Origin of the sequence: Halomonas salsilacus (assembly GCF_051216275.1) — a bacterium.
Taxonomy (GTDB): domain Bacteria; phylum Pseudomonadota; class Gammaproteobacteria; order Pseudomonadales; family Halomonadaceae; genus Halomonas.
On the sequence record NZ_JBPKAQ010000002.1, the window covers coordinates 246,256 to 267,617 of the forward strand.

Genomic DNA, 21,362 nt, shown 5'->3' on the forward strand with positions numbered 1-21,362 from the left:
ACGCAACGGGGTGCCTCGGTGATCGGAGCTTCCGCACACACCCCAACATCCACGGAGGAATAAACGCCTGACAGGTCCGTACATAGAGGTCAACGAAACTCCATGAGCTCAGAGAAGAGAACCTACATCGACTTTGCACCCGGCGAGAAACGGCTGCTTCGCTTCACCATCGTCGCTCTCAGCGCCGTCACCCTTCTCAGCACTGTCGGATTGATTATCTGGGTTCTTGGACAAATCCTCGGCGCCCTGCATGCCCTGGTCTTCCCCCTGGCCATCGCGGGCGTGCTTGCACTGGTACTATTCCCGGTTGTGGAGCTGTTCGAGCGTCACTTGCGAATGAATCGGCTTGGCGCCGTAATTACCCTCTTTGTCATCCTGTTTGGCCTGTTTTTCTCGCTGATGATGCTGGTTGTTCCCGCAGCCATCAATCAAGGCAGTCAGTTCTTCAACTCAGTGCCTGAGATGGCCGAGCGCGGCCACGACAGTCTTTCGTATAGCTTCCCGAAAGCGTTTCCGGTAATGGAAGACGCTATTTCACGCATGGAGCTCCATTCGATTCTTCCGGACGCCGAGGAAGCCGCCGACCGCACAATGACCTACCTCGGCTTCATGGTAGGTCTCTTTTTTGTCCCTCTTTACCTTTTCTTTGCGCTGCTCTCCGGCGACAGAATGAAGAAGAGCGCCAAGGGCATGCTGTTTGTGTTCACGCAAAAGAGACAGAACGAGGTGCTGTATCTGGTTCAGCTCTTTATCGATTACGTCACCGCCTTTTTCCGAGGGCAGCTGACCATCGCGCTGATCATGGGCGTCATGATGGCGGTTGGCTTTACCTTCGCCGGGCTCCAGGCGGCGATTTACTTCGGCATTGCCCTGGGGCTGCTGAATATCGTGCCTTACCTGGGCTTCATCGTCGGCACCGTTACGGTAGTGCCGATTGCCTATTTTCAGCCCGACGGCGGCAGCCAGCTCGTCATGCTCGTGCTGGCGGTCATCGCTGTCACTCAGCTGGTGGAGAGCTTCCTGCTTACACCCAAGATCATGGCCGACCGCTCGGGCCTGCACCCGGCTCTGGTCGTGATGTCAATCCTGTTCTGGGGGACTGCTCTGGGTGGTGTCATCGGCATGATCCTCGCCGTCCCCCTGACGGCGTTCCTCGTCGCCCTCGGGAAGCATGTGAAAAGCCAGCTACCCACCACGATATGGACTGATGAACCCGAACGGCTGATACTCACCGATACTTTTGGCGACGATGATCGCCAAACATGACGGAGCATCTTTGCCCGTCTAAATGGCAACAACAGAGGCTACGATCATGATGAAATCAAGCGAGCACGAAATCACAGACCAAGTTGCTGGAAAGGCTCACGAAGCGTTGAACCGAGCCGCCCAGACCGCCGGCACGGCCGAGGAATACACTCGAGAGCACATATCCCACGCCGATGAGCGTGTACGAGAGGCAGCAACCCATGGGCGTGAGCGAGCCGATGATGTCCTGGAACGTGTCAATACCTATGTTCGCGACAAGCCGCTGACCTCCATTGGCCTCGCGTTTGTCGCTGGCGTGCTGTACAAGACACTGACGCGCCGCCGTTAACTTTTGTTGCCCATAACGCCGATAATGGCGCTTCGTGGCGACAATCAAGAGGCGACAATCAAGAGCAGGAGCAGGCGTAAAAACACGCTTGTAGCAATAAGATATCAACGGGTGGCAGCGTGTTGGTCGACGTTACCGCCCTGTTGTATTATTACGCTACAGCTATCGTTATTTCGTTTAGCATATTATTATATTTTATCAATTACTTGGTACGGAAAAACAGTGTAAAAACCATGTCAGCAGGATTTACCATATCATCATATCTGCACGTGAATTCCTATGCTATCGATTCCCCCTTGTTATTATTCGCATGCTTCTTTTATCGCACACTATTAATCTCAGAAATTTACTATTAATAACATGAACACTACCTTGTTCTTGATATCTTCCTCCATTTTCTTCATTTTTAAATACTTTCATGGATTTGTGCGCCATCGCACCGACGAGCCACTATTTTATAACCAGAATGAAGTGGCATTCTCGCGAAACGGGAACTGCTCTCTAGATCCAGAAGGATCCGGAAAACAGACATAAATCTGTGGAGAAACATCATGAAGAAGCTAACAATTTTTATACTTTCCGCCGTTTTTGTCCCGGCTTTGGCCCTCAGCACCGCGGCAATTGCAGACAAGCATGACACCGTGAAGGCAGACGGCGAACAGCGTACCGGCGAGCAAGGCATGTCCGGCCAGCAAGGCATGTCCGGCCAGCAAGGCATGTCCGGCCAGCAGGGCATGTCCGGCCAGCAGGGCATGTCCGGCGAGCAGATGAGCGGTAAGCCCGCGGGTGCCTTCTATGCCGACGACATCATCGGCAAGAACATCAAGCATCGCGCTTCAGATGAGGACATTGGCGAGATTGAGGACCTGGTCATCGGCGAAGATGGCCGCATCGTCGGCGTCGTGGTCAAGACCGGTACCTTCCTGGGCCTCGGCGGACAGGACGTTGGCCTGAGCTGGGACCAGATCGACCATGTCGTGGAAGATGACGAATCCGTGTTCTACACCGATGTGGACGAGGACTCCCTGCGCGACTCGCCCAAGTACGAGCGCGATTGATCCTATCCACAGTCGGGATTGATCCTATCCACAAACGGCATTGATCCAATCCACAGTCAGCGGGGGCACTTGGTGCCCCCGCTGTCTTGGTGTCATTCCTGGCTGTTATTTGCCATTTCCCAGGGGGATGGCTAGCCCTCATCACCCTGAAGGGGACACCCTGGCGTGCCGGCCGATCTCATGAAGCGCCTCCTTCGGTGATGACCCGACGATAGAGGCTTCGGTCGGCGACATAGCAGCCACAGGAGGCCTCGATCAGCCCCTCCCGATCCAGCACCACGATATCCCCGCGGTGATAGCTGATCAGCCGGCGTGCCTGAAGCGCCATGGCGGCCAGGGTGATACCGGAACGACGCACGCCCAGCATCATGGCCAGGAACTCATGGGTAAGATGCAGCCGATCCGAATGCGCACGATCCTGGGTCATCAGCAACCATCGCGCCAGGCGTGCCTCGACCAGATGGTAGTGAGTGCATCCCGCCACCCGGGACAACTGATGCATGACCACATAGAGATAGCGTTTCAGAAGCGCCTGCAGCGCAGGGCTCTGCTCCAGGTGACGGCCGAAGAGATCCGCCGGCATGCGCAGTGCCGTCCCTGCCCCCTGTACCAGGGCGAGCCAGGGTGACTCATCGACACCCAGCATAAGGGGCGTCCCCAACATCCCTTCACTGCCGACCATCGCCACTTCCAGCTGCTTCCCGTCACTCAGGCTGGCAATCTGGGAAATGAAACTGTCGAGTGGAAAATGGACATGCAAAAGTTTACCTCCGTGCTCGGTGATCACGTCGCCGAGCCTCAGCTCGATGGCCTCACAATCGGCAAGTAATGATGCCCTTTCCTGAAACGTCAGGCTGTCAATCAGGTGGTTGGACATCGTGCCGAGGGGTGAAGGCGTCATGTGTACACTCCTGATTGAAAGCATCGGAAATCGACACATGGCAAGCCATCAGAGAATCACCAATAGACCGATGGCCGAACCTTGGCATTTGCACCCTCACGCCGTCGGTGCGCCAGGAGACACACGCAGGTGACGCGCAGCTCGAGCGCCAGGCTCGACAGGAACAGGAGGAGAGGCCTTCAGCCGGGTAGCTTATAGTTAAGCAGCCGGTCGTACTCCTTCTTGACGACCTCGTAGCATTCACAGACCCGCGCTTCCAGCCCGGACCTGTCCAGAATAGTGATATGCCCACGATGGTAGGAGATCAGGTCGGCTTTCTGCAGCTTGCCGGCCGCCGCGGTGACCCCCTCTCGACGGACGCCCAGCATATTGGCGATCAGCTCCTGGGTCATTACCAACTCATTAGTCTGCAAGCGATCCAGGCTCAGCAACAGCCAGCGACACAGCTGCTCATCCAGGCTGTGATGCCGGTTGCAGACCGCCGTCTGTGCCATCTGCGTGATCAGCGCCTGGGTGTAACGCAGCAGCAGTCTCTGCAGGGGACCCGCACGATAGAACTCTTCCTTTATCAGCGGCCCCCGGAGGCGATAGGCGCTGCCGGAACTCTGCACGATGGCTCGGCTCGGCGTGGTTTCTCCGCCCATGAACAGCGAGATGCCAACGATGCCCTCGTTTCCAACAACGGCAATTTCCGTCGAGTTCCCATCTTCCATGACGCACAGTAGCGATACGATGCAATCCAGCGGGAAATAGACATGGCGCATCATCTTTCCCGACTCGACCAGCGAATCCCCGAGTTTCAGATCGACCCATTCGAGGTTGGGCACAAGGCGCTGGTAGTCTTCATCCGGCAGCGCCGCCAGCAGCAGATTTTGACGGGGATCATGCTGCACGTCCGCCAGGGTATGTTTCTGACTAGGTGCATTATGCGGGGACATGATTCGCGCTCCTATCATGGAGAATCTCTGCGACCCTGCGAGACATAGAGAGGACATAACACTGTTGACGGATACTTCTACTCCATACTGACATTAAGGATCTCACCCAGGAGATTCTCAGGACAGGGTCGGCAGACTGCTCCGCATCACTATTCATGGCGCATCTCCTTGCTTTTAAACAGTCAATTAGCTTTGTGCGTCTCTAGTCTCCGGCTGACAACCACCACGCAGCCACCCTCATTTTCCTTGTACTCTAGCGAAGTTTCACACAAACGCTATGTACGCTATCGCACAGATTCGGCGCTGCCACGGGACTAGGCTCTCGGTACACCCTCCTGGTTCCAGGGATTGGGTCATGCTGATCCACGCAGACTCGTACGCAGGCGGAAAGGAGGCCAATTCATGCCAGCACCAACAGCGTATTTTATCATCACGCCCCCTGTCTCGCGGATTCCAGCGCCGCCCCGAGCCTCGCCGCCCCTGGCCATCCTACGGGCGAGCGACCCTTGGGAAATACGTGTTTCCGGGCCTTGGGAATGAGGGACGACTCGATGCTTCAGCCGCGACCTTCCGCTTTTTTTCGCACCGAGCACCCGATCTGGCGTGACTATGCCCAGACGGCTGCCTCGAAACTTGACGTCACGGTAGCTCGGAATTCCAAGGAAGTCTCCCTGAATACCGAGAAGCCCTGGGTTCGGGTGGCCCTCAACGCCGTGGTCGATGCGGTCGTGACCGTCGACCTGCAGGGGTCGATCACCTACATGAACCGAGTGGCCGAAACCCTGACGGGCTGGTCGGAGCCGGAGGCCATCGGAACCCCCCTCTCGCGGGTGCTCAACGTTGTCGATGGCAAGACCCATCAAACCATCATGACGTCCGGACGACGGGCCATCGAGGAGAACCGGGCGGTGGGGCTCTCCCGGGACCGCGCGCTGGTCCGCCAGGATGGCAGCCGGCTCGAGATCGAGGATTCAGCGGTGCCCATCCATGACCCGTATGGTCGCGTCACCGGTGCCGTGATCGTGTTCCGGGATGCGTCCATGTCGCAGGCCATGCTGGAGAGGATGGCCTATCTCGCGCAGCATGATGTCCTCACCGGCCTGCCCAATCGCGCGCTGATGACGGAACGACTCTCCCGCGCCATTGGCCTGGCCCGACGCAACCGGCATCTGGTCGCCCTGCTCTATCTGGATCTTGATGGCTTCAAGCCGATCAATGACAAGCTCGGCCATGCCGTGGGTGACAGCCTGCTTCAGGAGGTTGCGTGTCGTCTTCGAAGCTGCATGCGCGACATCGACACCGTCTGCCGACAGGGTGGCGACGAATTCGTGATCCTGCTTGCCGAGATCAGAAAACGCGAAGATGCCTGCAGCGTTGCGCAAAAACTGCTGGCCGTGCTGGGTAAGCCCTTTCATCTCCAGGGTCATGTGCTTCACATCACGCTGAGCATCGGCATCAGCCTCTACCCGAATGATGCCGACGATGCCGACACCCTCATGCACAACGCCGACATGGCCATGTATCACACCAAACGTAATGGCCGAAACGGCCACCAGTGCTTCACGGCCGACATGAATACCCAGCCCATCCAGCGCAGGCGGACCGAGACAGATCTGCATCACCCCCCCCATCCCTCACAGCGTTTTTTCGACTTCTAGCCGAATGTACGCCAGCGCACAGATGGAGTGTCTGCCAATAGATATCCTGTCATCAGTGGGGCAAGGAATCGCCTGTACAGGGAGTTGCACTATGCGTCGCACGGACTGCGACGCCATCATGTCACCCACCATTCCACCGCTTCCTGAAAAGGGGCGGTTCGCAACAGAGGTACACTTCATGAACAGTATCGTCTATATCGTAGGGGCAGTCGTCATCGTGCTGGTGATTCTCTCCGTTCTCGGCCTTCGTTGATTCAGGTGAGGAGCGGGGCGAGGGGCAAGGCAGTACGGTGAGGTCCTCGGGCTGCACATCTACGATGCCGCCCCCCTCTACTGGAGATGCCCCGTGATCATCATCAACGTACTCATTCCCCTCCTCTTCTTTCTGTTCAGCCACATCGGGCTGGCCCACGCCGATTACGCCGAGGCCATGCGCCACTACGAACGCCAGGAGTACCGCCAGGCCCTCCAGGTATTCGATGCAGCGGCCAGATCCGGCGATGCGGATGCCCAGTACATGCTGGGCCGCCTGCATGAGGCCGGCAGCGGGACACCCCAGGACTTCGTCCAGGCTCACCAGTGGTACAACCTGGCCGCGGCGCGAGGCCATCGCCATGCCACCGAGGCGCGCGATACGCTGACCAGCCGCATGACGGCCGGACAGATCGCCGAGGCGCAGCAGGCGGCACGGGCCTGGCAGCCGGAAGAGGCACCCTCACCGGCGACACCGCCATCGCGGCCCGATATCGAGACCCTGACGGATCGGCAAGGCATCGCCGAGATTCAGCGTGAGCTCAATCGACTCGGCTATGATGCCGGGCCAGTGGATGGCGCCATGGGCAGCCGGACCCGCAACGCCATACGCGAGTACCAGGGCGACATCGACCTGACCCAGGACGGCCACGCCACGTCCGACCTGCTAAGGCGCCTGCGCCAGACCCAGAGGGAGGCGGTAACGGAAACCGCGCCGCCTCCACCCACCCTCTCGCCTCGCATCGCCCTGCACGACGACTTCAGCGACGGTGACTACCGCCGCAACCCTGCCTGGACGGTGCTTGGCGGTGATTTCGAGGTCGACGACAACGGCTTGCGCAGCATCGTGGCGACACAGCGCGGGACCGATCGCGAACCCCGCCGGCTCGGCGCCGACCGACCGGAGGAGATCGGTCTGGCCATGCTGGAGCTGATCCTCGAGCAGACGGGAAGCGTCAGGCGCGAGGAGGTGCCCATCGCCGTGGAGCCGGCGCGCATCTTCGTCAACGCCCCGGTCGACAATGCCTTCAGGATGGACCTGCAGATCGCCTCCCGTCAGCGTCCGGGCAGCCTGGAGTTGGGGCTCTTCCAGGGCAACCGGCCCGACGGCACCGGCTATCGACTGGTCTACTCTCCCGGTGCGAGCCCGGGGCTCAGCCTGGTCAGGCTGACCACCTCAGGCGTCGAGGTGATTGCCCGCCACGAAGGCCAACTCGACCTCGAGGACGGACAATTCCACAGCATCGTCTGGACTCGCGAGGAGAACGGGGAGATGCAGGTCCACGTGGATGATCAGCGCCTTCTGCGGGTGCGGGACGCTGGACTGGGCGACCGCTTCCAGGGCTTCGTGCTGGCCAATCAGGGGGGCGACTACACCCTGGGCCGGGTGCGACTCCAGGATCGCTGAGCGCCCTCGGCAACGCCTGACATCAGGGCTCGGCATCACGCCCTGGGGAAGCCCTCGCTCATGACGAGCCACAGAGCCGAGGGTGGGGGCTGAGCCCAGGCAGAACGCAGAGCGTTTTACGCATAACGAAGAAAAGCGCCGCCGCTTCCAGAGAAGCGGCGGCGCTTTTTTCCATGACTGGTGGGTCGTGTAGGATTCGAACCTACGACCAATTGGTTAAAAGCCAACTGCTCTACCAACTGAGCTAACGACCCGATGCTTGTCAACAAGCCTGCAGGTTCGGATGGTGGGTCGTGTAGGATTCGAACCTACGACCAATTGGTTAAAAGCCAACTGCTCTACCAACTGAGCTAACGACCCCTCGAACGGGAGCAAATATTACTGATTTGCCCCCGGACTGGCAAGGACTTTTTTCCTTTTGACCCAGCCGCCGATCAGTGGCGAGTCCGGGTCTTGGGCTTGCGCATGGCCTGCACCGGCTTGCGCTTGTGCTTGTCGCGATTCCAGCGGTTCTTCTCGTCCGGGGTCAGGTCCGGCACCTTGCGCGAGGCCAGCCCGGCCAACTCGGCCAGGTCATCGATCTCGTCCTGGGAGAGCTCCAGCCACTCGCCCGCCTTGGCTCGCTTGTCGAGGAAGATGTTGCCGTAACGCACTCGCTTGAGGCGGCTGACGGTGAGCCCCTGGGACTCCCACAGGCGGCGCACCTCGCGGTTGCGCCCCTCCTGGATCACCACGTGGAACCAGGTGTTGATGCCCTCGCCGCCGAACTCCTGCACGTCGGTGAAGCTTGCCGGACCGTCATCGAGCATCACGCCCTCGACCATGGCGACGACGTTCTGGCGGGTCACCTGGCCCATGACGCGCACCGCATACTCCCGTTCCACCTGGGTAGAGGGGTGCATCAGTCGGTTGGCCAGCTCACCGTCGGTGGTAAACAGCAAGAGCCCACTGGTGTTGATATCGAGGCGGCCGATGGCGATCCAGCGCTCGCCCTTGAGGCGCGGCAGGCGGTCGAAGACGGTGCGTCGACCCTCCGGGTCCTTGCGGGTACACAGCTCGCCCTCGGGCTTGTTGTACATGATGACCCGGCGCGGCACCTCGTCGGCGCCGCGCAGGGTCACCGGCCGGTTGTCGAAGAGCACCCGGTCGCGCATCTCGATGCGGTCACCCAGGGTGGCCACCTGGCCGTTGACCTTGACCCGGCCGTTGGCGATGGCGGTCTCCATCTCGCGGCGGGAGCCCAACCCGGCGCGGGCCAGGACCTTCTGAAGTTTTTCGCTGGTAGTGCTCATGAATCGCTCTCACTGGGTGTGGATTCCGCCCCCGGGGCAGCGTCATCGTCGACGCGGCTCCGGGCACGTTCGGTCAGGCGAGCCTCGAGTTCGGCGAAGCTCAGCCCTGACCGCTCTGACGCCGTCCCGGCGTGGTGGTCGTCGGCCCTCCCGGCCGTCGTATCCGGGGAGCCGACCGCGGCCCGCTCCTCCGGGGATATCTCGTCTTGTTCCGTGTCACCGGCCGCTTGTCTCGGCGTCATGCCCGACGTTGCTTCTGGCGCTGCTTCTGGCGCCTCTTCCAGCCTTTCTCCCGGCGCCTCGTCGGCCTGGGCCAACAGCTCGTATTGAGGCGGCGGTGGGGCCTCGTCCTCTTCCCTCAACCCCGGCTCCTCGAACGTCTTGAGCTCGTGCATTGGCGGCAGCTCGTCGAGGGTCTTGAGGCCGAAGTCGTCGAGGAAGCTGCGCGTGGTGGCATAGACCGCCGGGCGGCCCGGCACGTCGCGATGACCCACCACGCGGATCCAGCCGCGCTCCAGCAGGGTGCGCATGATCGAGCCGCTCACCGTGACCCCACGCACCTCCTCGATATCGCCGCGGGTCACCGGCTGGCGGTAGGCGATCAGTGCCAGGGTCTCCAGCAGCGCCCGTGAGTAGCGCTGGGGGCGTTCGTCCCACAGCCGCGAGACCCAGGGCGAGAGCCGCGGCCGGATGCGCAGCTGATAGCCCGAGGCGGTCTCGAGCAGCTCCATGGCGCCACGCCCGTGGCGCAGACCCAGGCGCTCCAGCGCCTCGCGCAGGGCCCGCCTGGGCGGGCGCTCGTGATCGTCGAAGAGCCCCTCGAGGCGCTCCAGGGAGAGCGGCTCGCCGGCGGCCAGCAGCGCGGCCTCCAGGATCTCGTCCAGGGCCTCGGGAAATTCCATGGCGGTCATGGCCGCCCTCCCTCGTCATCGTCCGCGAAGGCGCTCTCGCCCTCGGCCTCCAGGTCGTCCAGCTCACCCGCCTCGCCCTCCTCCACCGGGGCGCGAGCGCGCAGATGGATCGGCGAGAGCGGGGCGTTCTGCACGATCTCGATCATCGCCTCCTTGGCCAGTTCGAGGATCGCCATGAAGGTGACGATCACCCCGGCGCGCCCCTCCTCCAGGCGGAACAGCGCCTCGAAGGGGGTGAAGTGCTCATGGCCGAGCCGCGCCATGATCGCCAGCATGCGCTCCCGGGTCGAGAGCACCTCGCGGCTGATCTGGTGGGTCTGGGTGAGCTCGGCCCGGCGCAGGATGCCCGCCAGGGCGCCCAGCAGTTCACTCAGCTCCACCTCGGGGTGAACCACCCGGCTCTCCAGCGGCGGCAGCGCTGCACTGGCCGGGAACCAGTCGCGCCCCAGCCGCGGCAGCTCGGCCAGGCCCTCGGCGGCATTCTTGAGCCGCTCGTACTCCTGCAGGCGACGGATCAGCTCGGCCCGCGGGTCCGCCTCCTCGTCGTCACCGCCCTCCTTTGGGGGGCGCGGCAGCAGGGTTCGCGACTTGATCTCGGCCAGCATCGCCGCCATCAGCAGGTACTCCCCGGCCAGCTCGATCTCCATGGCCTTCATCAGCTCCACGTACTCGATGTACTGGCGGGTGATGGCGGCCACATCGATGGCCAGGATATCGAGGTTCTGACGCCGGATCAGGTAGAGCAGCAGGTCCAGCGGCCCCTCGAAGGCCTCGAGAAACACTCGCAACGCCTCCGGCGGAATATAGAGATCCTCCGGCAGCTCAGTGATCGGCTCGTCGAACAGCCGCCCGAGCACCGCGGCCTGCTGGGCCATGACGACGCTCTGCTCGGGGCTGGCGGTATCGGGGGTGGCGCTCACGCGGCGTGCCTCTCCGGGGACGCGGAATCAACTGGCCAGTCTAGCAAGAGCGCGCCGCGGGAGACAGCCTGGAGACAACGACTCCCGTTACAGGCCAGCCGACAGGCGCTATTCTGCCGCCTCGGCTGCCTTGCGATAACGGCCGACGTAGTCGAAGAGCTTCTCGCGCACCTGGCAGTGGCGGCCCACCTTGCGGCCCACCACGAAGTCGGGGTGGCGCAGGCGGCGCTGCTCGGCGACCACCTCATCCGGCGTGACCGGACGGAACGCCACACCGGGGGCGCGCAGGTGATAGCGCAGGAAGACCGCGGCGAAGGCGCCTCGCTGGGCCGGGGTCTCCAGGGCATACCACTCGCTCAAGGTGGTGCCGTCCTCGTCATGATAGGTCACCTTGAGCCGCGCCATGCCGCGGCCGTTGACGGTGGCCTCGAGCTGCATGCCGGCCACGCGCAGCACCCGGGCATCGCGCAGGCGCAGCGCCTCCTTGAGCTTGTCGTCCGCGTCCACCAGCAGGGTCTCGCAGCCGTGGCAACGCCGGGCGGCGATATCGTTCTCGGCGCCGCAGCCGTCGCAGACCTTGAAGCGAAAGCGGAACGAGCACTGGTGCTTTTTACTAGCGCCCGAAACCGCACCTCTCTTTTGGGCCCCCGAAGCCGCGCCTCGCCGGCTGGTGCCTGCCCCGAAAGAAGGGTCCGGTTCGGTGATCAACCCTTGGCAGCGGCGGCCGAAGTGCTCGATGACGAGGTCGCCGTCGCACCGGCCCCAAAACAGGTTGGCGTGGCCGCAGGCCGGGCATTCGACCTGCACCGGCTCGGTGTCGCCGGCCGGCTTCGGCGAGCCCACCTCCGGGGCGTAGAGGTCCCAGGGATTGCCGGCGTAGTCGAGGATGAGGCAGTCGCCCTTGCCCGGCGAGAGGCGCAGGCCGCGGCCGACGATCTGCTGGTAGAGGCTAACCGACTCGGTGGGGCGCAGGATGGCGATCAGGTCCACGTGGGGCGCATCGAAGCCGGTGGTGAGCACCGCCACGTTGACCAGGTACCTGAGTTCACGGGCCTTGAAGGCATTGATGAGCCGCTCGCGCTCGACGGAGGGCGTCTCGCCGGTGACCAGCGCCGCCTCACCCGCCGGCAGGTAGCCGAGGATCTCCTCGGCGTGGGCGACGCTTGCCGCGAAGAGCATCACCCCCTGGCGGTCGGCGGCGCGCGCCACCACCTCGGCGATGATGCCGGGCGTGGCGCGGTGGCCCGCCACCACTCGGTTGAGCGCCTCCTCGCGGAACAGGCCGCTTGCGGCCGGGCATAGCGAGGAAAAGTCGTAACGTTCAACGGCTGCATCGATACGCACCGGTTGTGCGAGATAGCCCTGCTTGACCATCAGCCGCAGCGGCTGCTCGAAGACGCAGTCGCGAAAGAAGGTGCCTTCATCGCCGCGCACCATGCCGTGATGGTGGCGATGGTAGATGAAGCCTTGCCCCAGCCGGTAGGGCGTGGCGGTCAACCCCAGCACCTTTAGCCGCGGGTTGGCTTCGCGCAGGTGGTCGATCACCTGGCGGTAGCTGGCATCCTCCGCCGGCGACACCCGATGGCACTCGTCGATCACCAGCAGGGTGAAGGGGCCGCGCGGATGGTCGGGCGCGGCGAATCGCTCGAGGTTGCGCACCACCGACTGCACCGAGCCGAACACCACCTGGCGGCCGGCCTCCTTGCGCCCCAGGCCGGCGCTGAAGATGTCGGCCGAAAGGCCGTAGGCCTGGTACTTGGCGTGGTTCTGCTCCACCAGTTCACGCACGTGCGCCAGCACCAGCACCCGCCCCCGGGCCAGGCGCGCCAGTTCGGCGATCACCAGCGACTTGCCGCTGCCAGTGGGCAGCACCACCACGGCGGGGTCGTCCGAGCCGCGAAAGTGCGCTACCACCCGACGCACCGCCTCCTGCTGGTAGGGGCGCAGGCGCGGGGGCGTCGGCACGGCGGAGTGGGGCATGGGGGGGACGGGGCCAAACATGCAGATTCCGGAATGATGGGATGGGGCTCCCATCTTAGCGAGACATCGCATCGTCGTCAGGGCATTCGGGTAAGGGCAGAGGATGGCCCCGGGAGTTGTCGACCGGACGGTCAGGAAACCGACGACATTGCCGACAGGCCGCGTATGTGATCGACGCTTCGCGGACTCACCTCACAGAAACTTGATCCGGGTCATCCCGAACGTGGATGGCCTGCAGGAGTATTCACTTCGCGCCCCCCAGCAGAGGAGTCCGCCATGACGACAATTCCAACAAGCGCTACCCCCCACCTGCTACCCGAGGAGCTCCTGGCCCTCGCCGGCGACCATGAGCATGCAGAACTTGAGCGCTATCGCGACCTCGCTTTCCGTTTTCTGGCCTTCAGCAGCGCCACCAGCCGGCTGATGGCCACCCTGGGCATCGAGTGCGAGATGCGCCTGTCGGGCCTCGCCCGGGCCGCACGCCGCCTGAGCCTGAATCTTGGCCTGGATACCCCCCTCGCCAACGCGGCCGCGCGTCTTGCCGCGCCGGCTGCCACGGCCCCGGGCCTGATCGGCAGCCTGGCCATGGCGCGGGGCGCCCTGTCACAGGCCATGACCGACGCCGCCGCGTCCCAGCGGCTCTATGTCCGGCTCGGCGAGTTGGGTGCGGGCTGCTCCCTGGGCCACGAATTCGTCGCCATTGCCCGCCACAAACAGGCGGAACTGGCCATTCTGCGGGAGCATTGCCTCGTGAGGGGGGGCCAGGCAGCTGGATCGCCGCCGCGCCTGACCGGCATGGCACCAGGACCTTGAACCAAGGGAGGCGGCCCGAAGGCCGCCTCCCGTATCGTCTGTGGTGGGCGTCTCGCGCTTCAGCCCACCCAGGCGCGGGCGTTGCGGAACAGGCGCAGCCAGGCGCCGTCCCGGGTCCACTGTGCCGGGCGCCAGGAGTTGGTCACCGCGCGCACCACCCGCTCCGGATGGGGCATCATGATGGTGGCGCGGCCATCCGGCGTGGTCAAACCGGTGATGCCGGAGGGCGAGCCGTTGGGATTGGCCGGGTAGCGGGTGGTGACCTGGCCGTGGTTGTCCAGGAAGCGCAGCGCCACTTGGCCATTGCCCTGCATGCTGCGCAGGTGGGCGCTGTCGCGGAACTCGGCGCGGCCCTCGCCGTGGGCCACGGCGATGGGCAGGCGCGAGCCCTCCATGCCGGCCAACAGAATCGAGGGGCTCTCCTCCACCTCGACCATGGCGACTCGGGCCTCGAACTGCTCGGACTCATTGCGCACGAAGCGCGGCCAGGCCTCGGCGCCGGGGATCAGCGCCTTGAGCTGGGCCAGCATCTGACAGCCGTTGCAGACCCCCAGCGAGAAGCTCTCCTCGCGGGCGAAGAAGGCCGCGAACTGCTCCCGGGCGCGCTCGTTGAACAGCACGGACTTGGCCCAGCCGCCGCCGGCGCCCAGCACGTCGCCGTAGGAGAAGCCGCCACAGGCCACCAGTCCCTTGAATGATTCAAGGTTGATGCGCCCCTCGAGAATGTCGCTCATATGCACGTCGACGGCCTCGAAACCGGCGCGGTCGAAGGCCCAGGCCATCTCCACCTGGCCATTGACCCCCTGCTCGCGCAGCACCGCCACCGCGGGCCGCGCGGTGTTGATATAGGGAGCCTGAAGGAAAGGCGCGCTGACGTCCTCGTCCACGTCGAAGCTCGGCGTGGCGGTGAGGCCCGGGTCGCGGTCGTCGAGCAGGCCGTCGAACTCACTCTTGGCACACTCGGGGTTGTCGCGCAGCGCCTGCATCCGGTAGCTGGTCTCGCTCCAGGTGCGCTGGGCCAGCAGCCGGGTGGTCTCCAGCAGCGGCTCCTCGAAGAGGGTCACGCGCACCTGGTCATCGTAGCGGGGCCGGGCGATGACGCCGCAGGTCTCGAGGCCAGCGGCGGCAAACTGGGCCAGCACCGCCTCGGTGTCCCGGCGGTTCACCTGGATCACCGCACCGAGCTCCTCGGCGAACAGGGCATTCACCGCCTCGGCGGGCTCGTCGACCAGCCAGTCGAGCTTGATCTCGAGGCCCGCATGGGCGGCGAAGGCCATCTCCAGCAGGGTCATCAGCAGGCCGCCGTCGCTGCGGTCGTGGTAGGCCAGCAGCTTGCCTTCGGCATTGAGCCCCTGGATGACCGCGAAGAAGGCCTTGAGATCCTCCGGGTCCTCCAGGTCAGGGCAGACGTCGCCCACCTGGCCATAGACCTGGGCCAGCGCCGAGCCACCCAGGCGGTTCCTGCCGGCGCCCAGGTCGATCAGGATCAGGTCGGATTCGTCCTGCTCCAGGTTGATCTGGGGCGTCAGGGTGCGCAGGGCATCGGTGACCGGGGCGAAGCCGGTGATCACCAGCGACAGCGGTGAGGTGACGCTCTTCTCCTCGACGTCGCCTTTCGCGTTTTCCCCCTGCCAAGCGGTGCGCATGGACATGGAGTCCTTGCCCACCGGAATAGCGATGCCCAGGGCCGGGCAGAGCGCCATGCCCACGGCGTGGACGGCGTCATACAGCGCCTGGTTCTCGCCGGGGTGGTCGGCCGCGCTCATCCAGTTGGCGGAGAGCTTGATGTCAGCGAGCTTTTCGATGGGGGCCGCGGCCAGATTGGTGATCGCCTCGGCCACCGCCAGGCGGGCACTGGCGGCCGGGTCGATCAGCGCCACCGGGGGGCGCTCGCCCATGGCCATGGCCTCGCCGGCATGGGTGTCGAAGCTCGCCGTGGTCACGGCGACGTCGGCCACCGGCACCTGCCAGGGGCCGACCATCTGGTCGCGCGCCACCTGGCCGGTGATAGAGCGGTCGCCGATGGTGATCAGGAAGCTCTTGGAGGCCACGGCGGGCAGGCGCAGCACCCGGTCCATGGCCTCGCGCAGATCGAGGTTGTCGAGCATGATGCCGGACAGCACGTTGGGCGCACGCTGGAACTCGCGGGTCATCTTCGGCGGCTTGCCGAACAGCACGCTCATCGGCAGGTCGACCGGCAGGCTCTCGAAGTGGTCGTCACGTACGGTCAGGTGGTGCGCTTCGGTCGCTTCGCCGACCACCGCATAGGGGCAGCGCTCGCGCCGGCACAGGGCATCGAAGGTGTCGAGATCCTCGGCTGCCACCGCCAGCACGTAGCGCTCCTGGGCCTCGTTGCACCAGATCTCCAGCGGGCTCATGCCCGGTTCGGCGTTGGGCACCGCGCGCAGGTCGAACAGGCCGCCGCGCTCACCATCCTTGACCAGCTCCGGCAGGGCGTTGGAGAGCCCGCCGGCGCCCACGTCGTGGAAGAAGCGGATGGGGTTGTCCTCGCCCAGCGCCCAGCAGCGGTCGATCACCTCCTGGACGCGGCGCTCGATCTCCGGGTTGCCGCGCTGCACCGAGGCAAAGTCCAGGTCGGCGCTGGAGGTGCCGGAGGCCATGGAGGAGGCTGCGCCACCGCCCAGGCCGATCAGCATGGCCGGCCCGCCCATCACGATCAGCTTGCCGCCCACCGGAATCTCGCCCTTCTGGACGTGGCCATCGCGGATGTTGCCGTAGCCGCCGGCGAGCATGATCGGCTTGTGGAAGCCGCGGCGCTCGATGCCATTGGCGCCCAGGGCGTCCTGCTCGTAGGTGCGGAAGTAGCCGGCTAGATTCGGTCGGCCGAACTCGTTGTTGAAGGCCGCGCCGCCGATGGGCCCCTCGAGCATGATCGCAAGGGCCGAGACGATGCGCTCCGGCTTGCCGTAGTCGAAGGCCTCCCAGGGCTGCACGAACTCGGGGATGCGCAGGTTGGAGACGCTGAAGCCGGTGAGGCCCGCCTTGGGCTTGCCGCCGATGCCGGTGGCGCCCTCGTCGCGGATCTCGCCGCCGGCGCCGGTGGCCGCGCCCGGATGGGGCGCGATGGCCGTGGGGTGGTTGTGGGTCTCCACCTTCATCAGGATCTGGATCGATTCTTCTACGCTGCCATAGACGGCGCGCTCGTCCGCCCCGCCGGTGAGCGGCGCGGCGAAGAAGCGCGACGCCTCACTGCCCCGGATCACCGCGGCGTTGTCACTGTAGGCGGAGAGGATGTCCGCGGGGGAGGCCTGGTAGGTGTTCTTGATCATCTTGAACAGCGAGTGGCTCTGGGCCTCGCCGTCGATCACCCAATCAGCGTTGAAGATCTTGTGGCGGCAGTGCTCGGAGTTGGCCTGGGCGAACATCATCAGCTCGACGTCGGTAGGGTTGCGGCCCAGCTGCTGGAAGGCCCCCACCAGGTAGTCGATCTCGTCCTCGGCCAGCGCCAGGCCCAGCGCGACGTTGGCACCGACCAGCGCCTCGCGGCCGCCCTCGAGGATATCGACACTGCCCAGCGGCGCCGGTTCGTGGTGGGCGAAGAGCTGCGCGGCGTCGGAGGCATCGGCCAGCACCGTCTCGGTCATGCGGTCGTGGAGGGTAGCGCGGATGGCCTCGAAGGCCTTCTCGGAGAGCATGCCCCTGAGCTTGACCCGGTAGGCGATGCCGCGCTCGAGGCGGCGCACCTGGCCGAGGCCGCAGCTGTGCGCGATGTCGGTGGCCTTGGAAGACCAGGGCGACTGGGTGCCGATGCGCGGCACCACCAGGAACAGCCGGCCCTCGGCGCTCCCCTCCGCCGGGCCGCCCGGCAACTGAGCGTCCGGGAGGTGGGTGCCATAGTCAAGCAGCTGCTCCAGAACGGCCAGGTCCTTGCCGGACAGCTCGTCGTCGTGGTCGACGAAGTGCACGTACTCCGCCTGCAGCGACTCGACGTCGGCCGCCGCCTCGCGCAGGGCGGCCAGCAGCTTGGCATGACGGAAAGCGGAGAGGGCGGGGGCGCCACGCAGTTCGAGCATATCCTGGAGCCTCTGGAGATCATCAAATCAAGACGGGGGCCGCAGCCAGCGGCACGGAGCGCACATGATACTGGAAAGCCAGAGGCGGTAGAAATCGGCGGCGAGAAAACGCACGGATGACAGCCGCGCCGCGGCTGGTTATGGTGAGGGGTCGACTCCGCCAGCCGCCTCCCGCATGCCTCCGACCCCGATCGTTTCGCTCCGGCGCCGCCGCCCCGCCCTGCCTGCCTTGGGTCTGGCCGTGGCGCTTGCCCTCGGCCTGTGGCCCGGGCATCCGGGAGCCCCCGACGATCGCTACCTGAAGGAGATCCTGGCCAGGGAATTCCTCCAGATGCACACCCGCAACACCCCCACCACCTACTACGAGGGACGCGAGGGCCCCACCGGCTTCGAGTACGAGCTGGCACGCCGCTTCGCCGCCCACCTGGGGGTAAGCCTGGCGCTGCGCTCGGACCATCACATCGCCAGCGTGCTCGACGCCGTGCGCCGAGAGGGCGACCTGGGGGCCGCCGCCCTGCCGCTGGCTTCGGACCTGGACGGCGTGATCTTCAGCCGGCCGATCCTCGAACTGCAGCCGGTGGTGGTCTATCGGCGCGGCCTGGCGCCGGTGACTGGACCGGACCGGCTGGCGGGCCTTTCTCTGGGCACCTTGGCCGGCGCGGGCACCGACCGGGTGCTGCGCGAGCTCAAGGCGGACTATCCGGCGCTGACCTGGCAGGAGACGGAGGAGCTGGAGGTGGCCGAGCTGCTGCGCCTGATCGAGGATGAGCGCCTCGATGCCGCGGTGATCTTCGAGCACCAGTTCCGCCTCAACCGGATGTTCTTCCCGGGGGTGGAGCGCGGTTTTCCCCTGGGCGAGCCACTGAGCATGGCCTGGGCCTTCCCCGCCAAGGGCGGCCTGGCGCTGGCGGAGGCGGCCAATGGCTTCCTGCAGGCACTGCGCGACGAGGGCGCGCTCGACGCCTTGATCACCCGCTACTTCGGCCACGACGACTATCTGGAGTACGTGGGCGCGCGCACCTTTATCCAGCATGTCCATCACCGCCTGCCGACCTACACCGAGCTGTTCCGCGAGGCCGCACGCCAAAGCGGCTTCGACTGGAAGCTGCTGGCGGCGGTGGGCTATCAGGAATCCCACTGGGACCCCGAGGCCACCTCCCCCACCGGGGTGCGCGGCCTGATGATGCTGACCCTGCCCACCGCCGGCGACCTGGGGGTGAGCGACCGCCTGGACCCCGCCCAGAGCATCGACGGCGGCGCCCGCTACCTGCGCGAGTTAAAGGATCGACTGCCCGAGTCGATAAACGGGGAAGATCGCCTGTTCATGGCCATGGCCGCCTACAATGTGGGGCTCGGCCATCTCTACGATGCCCGCCGCATCACCGAAAGCCGCGGCGGCGACCCGGATCGCTGGGCGGATGTGCGCCAGTCGCTGCCGCTGCTGCAGGAGCGCGAGTGGCACAGTCAGACCCGCCACGGCTATGCTCGGGGCGGGGAGCCGGTGATCTACGTGCGCAACATCCGCCGCTATCACGAGATACTGAGCTACGTGGATCGCAGCCAGCAGCAGTTCTACCTGCTCAACGCCCGGCTGCCCGACCCGGAAGAGAGCCATGACGTCATTCCATCCCCCGCGCCTGACCAGTGAGCGTCCGGTAAGCGCCTGGGCCATCCTGGCCAGCCTGGCGTCGCTGCTGGGGGGGCTGATCGCACTGGTCCTGGCCGCCACGGGCCTGTATGGCTCGCTGCCTGCCGCCGTGCTGCTGGTCATCGCCGCGCTGGGCCAGCTGGCCTGGTATCGCCTGGGGCCCGCCGCCTCCCAGGTCCTGCTGTGGCCGGCCCTGGGGCTTCTGGTGCTGTGCCTCGCCAGCTACCTGCTGCCGGAGCACTGGCTCCCCCATGCCCGCTGGGATCACCTGGCCAACCGGATCGTGGCCGGTAGCCTGTTAGTGGATTGGCGCCCCCCGCTGCTGCTGACCCTGTGCCTGACCGCCCTGCTGATCAGCCTGATGGTTCGCACCCGCGCCAGCCTCGGCGCCCCCATGCTGCTGGGGGTCGCCGGCCTGCTGCTGCTGGCTCAAGCGATCGAGGCGCTGCACGCACCCGGCCTGCTGGCCCTGAGGGGCACCTGGCTCGAACAGGCCATCCTGCTGACCCTGCTGCTGGGCCAGGGGGTCGATGTCACCAGCGCCTGGAGGCAGCAGTCCTTCAGGCTGAGCCGCGCCCTGTTCCCGAGCCTGGGCCTGGCCCTGGTGAGCCTACTTTTCTGGCATCAGCAGAAAACGCTGAGCGAACGCGAGCTCGTGGACCGCATCGGCCAGCAACACGTGCAGATGGCCGAGAGCCTCTCCCGGGAGATCAAAGACCACCTGGCGGCCATGCGCCGCTTTGCCAATGTCTGGCGCCTCACGGCCGGCACACCGGGCTCCACCGACTGGGCCACTCAGGCGGCCCCCTACCAGCGTGACTTCCGCTACTTCCTCAACGTCGCCTTCATCGACAGCGCCAGCCGCATTCAGCTCGTGCACCCTCCCGTGGCGGACAACCTGCAGGTGCTCGGCTCCCGGCTGTTCGATGCACAACCCGCCGGCCGTGAGGCGGTCGCTCGAGCCCTGGGTGAAGGCAGGGAGGGGCGTACCGACATCATCGAACTGCTGCAGGGCGGTCCGGGGGTTATCCACTATCTGCCGATCTTCCTGGCCAATGACCCCCGCCCCTATGGGGCCGTGGCCATGGTGGTCAGCCTTCCCGTCCTTGCCGACACGCTCTTCGCTACCGTCGACCCCGGGGCTCAGCAGATCAGCCTGTCCCATGGCAGCGAGCGTCTCGCCCTCCAGCCCGCCGAGGCTCGACTCGGGCCCTGGCAGCTGGAGGCCGAGCTGGACCTCTCCGGCATCCCCCTGGCGCTGCTCGCCGAACCCACCCTCACTCGCCTGCTGAGCGACCTGCCCCGCCAGCCGGTGGTGAGCCTGACGGTGGGCCTGCTGCTCGCCCAACTGCTCTATCTGGTGCTCTTCTCCCAGCAGCAGATGGTCAATCAGCACCGCGCGGTAAGGCGCTCCAACCGCGAACTGCGCCGCGAGATACGCAAGCGCACCCGGCTTCAGCAGGAGGTCGAGTGGCTGGCCGGTCACGACGAGCTGACCGGCCTGCCCAATCGCCGCGCCTTCCTGCAGGCGCTGCGCGACCACGATCCACACCAGCCCCTCAGCGTGCTGCTCTGCGATATCGACTATTTCAAGAAAATCAACGACCGCCTCGGGCACCAGGAAGGCGACCGCCACCTGAGAGAGATCGGCCGCCTGGGCAGCGAAGTGATCGCATCGGCCGGCGGACTCTTCGCCCGGCTGGGCGGGGAGGAGTTCGTGACCTACCTGCCGGGCCGAGATGAACAGGCGGCCATACGGATCGCCGAGACCCTGCGCGAGGCCATTGCGGCCAGCGGCCTGGCCCACGCCGATGGCACCCCGCTCACGATCAGCATCGGCGTGGCGACAGGTGCCTCCGGCCCCCTGGTGGTCGACGACCTGTTGAATGCCGCCGACGAGGCGCTCTACGGCGCCAAAGCCGCCGGCCGAAATCGGGTGAGGCTGACCGGCTGAC

General features: G+C 65.1%; 16 protein-coding genes and 2 tRNA genes. 9 read left to right on the forward strand and 9 right to left on the reverse strand.

Annotation, left to right across the window (positions count from 1 at the left end; genetic code table 11):
- Window positions 1-102: 102 nt before the first annotated feature.
- From ACR80S_RS04560 to ACR80S_RS04570, 3 genes are all read left to right on the forward strand, one after another.
- Entirely contained in the window at window positions 103-1,266 is a 1,164-nt protein-coding gene (locus ACR80S_RS04560) for an AI-2E family transporter (RefSeq protein WP_435399331.1), read from the forward strand.
- A 46-nt stretch (window positions 1,267-1,312) separates the two neighbouring features.
- The gene (locus ACR80S_RS04565; protein ID WP_435402659.1) at window positions 1,313-1,594 is read left to right on the forward strand and encodes an ElaB/YgaM/YqjD family protein; all 282 of its coding nucleotides are present in this window, start codon (window positions 1,313-1,315) and stop codon (window positions 1,592-1,594) included.
- A gap of 551 nt (window positions 1,595-2,145) precedes the next feature.
- Entirely contained in the window at window positions 2,146-2,652 is a 507-nt protein-coding gene (locus tag ACR80S_RS04570; protein WP_435402660.1) for a PRC-barrel domain-containing protein, read from the forward strand.
- A 178-nt stretch (window positions 2,653-2,830) separates the two neighbouring features.
- On the opposite strand, the gene ACR80S_RS04575 is transcribed toward ACR80S_RS04570, so the two are convergent.
- Together ACR80S_RS04575 and ACR80S_RS04580 are read right to left on the reverse strand one after the other, a co-directional pair.
- Window positions 2,831-3,553: a Crp/Fnr family transcriptional regulator gene (locus tag ACR80S_RS04575; RefSeq protein WP_435399334.1), complete on the reverse strand. Its 723-nt coding sequence runs from the start codon at window positions 3,551-3,553 to the stop codon at window positions 2,831-2,833.
- A gap of 179 nt (window positions 3,554-3,732) precedes the next feature.
- Window positions 3,733-4,491 carry a Crp/Fnr family transcriptional regulator gene (locus tag ACR80S_RS04580; RefSeq protein WP_435399335.1) on the reverse strand — a complete coding sequence of 253 codons (759 nt, stop codon included), beginning with the start codon at window positions 4,489-4,491 and terminating at the stop codon, window positions 3,733-3,735.
- A 551-nt stretch (window positions 4,492-5,042) separates the two neighbouring features.
- Here ACR80S_RS04580 and ACR80S_RS04585 point away from each other — a divergent pair.
- The 3 genes from ACR80S_RS04585 to ACR80S_RS04595 all read left to right on the forward strand — a co-directional run bounded on the left by ACR80S_RS04585 (window position 5,043) and on the right by ACR80S_RS04595 (window position 7,809).
- A complete protein-coding gene (locus tag ACR80S_RS04585; protein WP_435399336.1) occupies window positions 5,043-6,149 on the forward strand; it encodes a diguanylate cyclase domain-containing protein in 1,107 nt (368 codons plus the stop codon).
- A gap of 91 nt (window positions 6,150-6,240) precedes the next feature.
- Window positions 6,241-6,402 (forward strand): hypothetical protein, encoded by a 162-nt coding sequence (locus ACR80S_RS04590; RefSeq protein ID WP_435399337.1) that lies wholly within the window; start codon window positions 6,241-6,243, stop codon window positions 6,400-6,402.
- A 93-nt stretch (window positions 6,403-6,495) separates the two neighbouring features.
- Window positions 6,496-7,809, forward strand: a complete 1,314-nt coding sequence (locus ACR80S_RS04595) for a peptidoglycan-binding protein (protein WP_435399338.1) — start codon at window positions 6,496-6,498, stop codon at window positions 7,807-7,809.
- A gap of 178 nt (window positions 7,810-7,987) precedes the next feature.
- On the opposite strand, the gene ACR80S_RS04600 is transcribed toward ACR80S_RS04595, so the two are convergent.
- The 6 genes from ACR80S_RS04600 to ACR80S_RS04625 all read right to left on the reverse strand — a co-directional run bounded on the left by ACR80S_RS04600 (window position 7,988) and on the right by ACR80S_RS04625 (window position 12,933).
- Window positions 7,988-8,063 (reverse strand) — tRNA-Lys (locus ACR80S_RS04600).
- Window positions 8,064-8,093: 30 nt separating this feature from the next.
- A tRNA-Lys gene (locus ACR80S_RS04605) sits at window positions 8,094-8,169 on the reverse strand.
- A 74-nt stretch (window positions 8,170-8,243) separates the two neighbouring features.
- Window positions 8,244-9,101 (reverse strand): 23S rRNA pseudouridine(2605) synthase RluB, encoded by an 858-nt coding sequence (gene rluB / locus ACR80S_RS04610; protein WP_435399339.1) that lies wholly within the window; start codon window positions 9,099-9,101, stop codon window positions 8,244-8,246.
- The gene (scpB, locus tag ACR80S_RS04615) at window positions 9,098-10,012 is read right to left on the reverse strand and encodes an SMC-Scp complex subunit ScpB (protein ID WP_435402661.1); all 915 of its coding nucleotides are present in this window, start codon (window positions 10,010-10,012) and stop codon (window positions 9,098-9,100) included. The genes rluB and scpB overlap by 4 nt, the downstream gene beginning before the upstream one ends.
- Window positions 10,009-10,932, reverse strand: coding sequence for a segregation and condensation protein A (locus ACR80S_RS04620; protein ID WP_435399341.1), 924 nt, complete (start codon window positions 10,930-10,932; stop codon window positions 10,009-10,011). The genes scpB and ACR80S_RS04620 overlap by 4 nt, the downstream gene beginning before the upstream one ends.
- A 108-nt stretch (window positions 10,933-11,040) precedes the next feature.
- On the reverse strand, window positions 11,041-12,933 hold the full coding sequence (locus tag ACR80S_RS04625) for a DEAD/DEAH box helicase family protein (RefSeq protein WP_435402662.1): 1,893 nt from the start codon (window positions 12,931-12,933) through the stop codon (window positions 11,041-11,043).
- A 255-nt stretch (window positions 12,934-13,188) separates the two neighbouring features.
- On the opposite strand from ACR80S_RS04625, the gene ACR80S_RS04630 reads away from it, so the two are divergent.
- Complete coding sequence (locus ACR80S_RS04630; RefSeq protein ID WP_435402663.1) at window positions 13,189-13,725, forward strand: hypothetical protein; 537 nt, start codon at window positions 13,189-13,191, stop codon at window positions 13,723-13,725.
- Window positions 13,726-13,784: 59 nt separating this feature from the next.
- Here ACR80S_RS04630 and purL read toward each other — a convergent pair whose 3' ends face one another.
- On the reverse strand, window positions 13,785-17,759 hold the full coding sequence (purL, locus tag ACR80S_RS04635) for a phosphoribosylformylglycinamidine synthase (RefSeq protein ID WP_435402664.1): 3,975 nt from the start codon (window positions 17,757-17,759) through the stop codon (window positions 13,785-13,787).
- A 175-nt stretch (window positions 17,760-17,934) separates the two neighbouring features.
- Here purL and mltF point away from each other — a divergent pair, with 175 nt between their 5' ends.
- Both mltF and ACR80S_RS04645 read left to right on the forward strand, forming a co-directional pair.
- A complete protein-coding gene (gene mltF / locus ACR80S_RS04640; protein WP_435402665.1) occupies window positions 17,935-19,407 on the forward strand; it encodes a membrane-bound lytic murein transglycosylase MltF in 1,473 nt (490 codons plus the stop codon).
- Window positions 19,373-21,361: a GGDEF domain-containing protein gene (locus tag ACR80S_RS04645; RefSeq protein WP_435399346.1), complete on the forward strand. Its 1,989-nt coding sequence runs from the start codon at window positions 19,373-19,375 to the stop codon at window positions 21,359-21,361. The genes mltF and ACR80S_RS04645 overlap by 35 nt, the downstream gene beginning before the upstream one ends.
- Window position 21,362 lies beyond the last annotated feature (1 nt).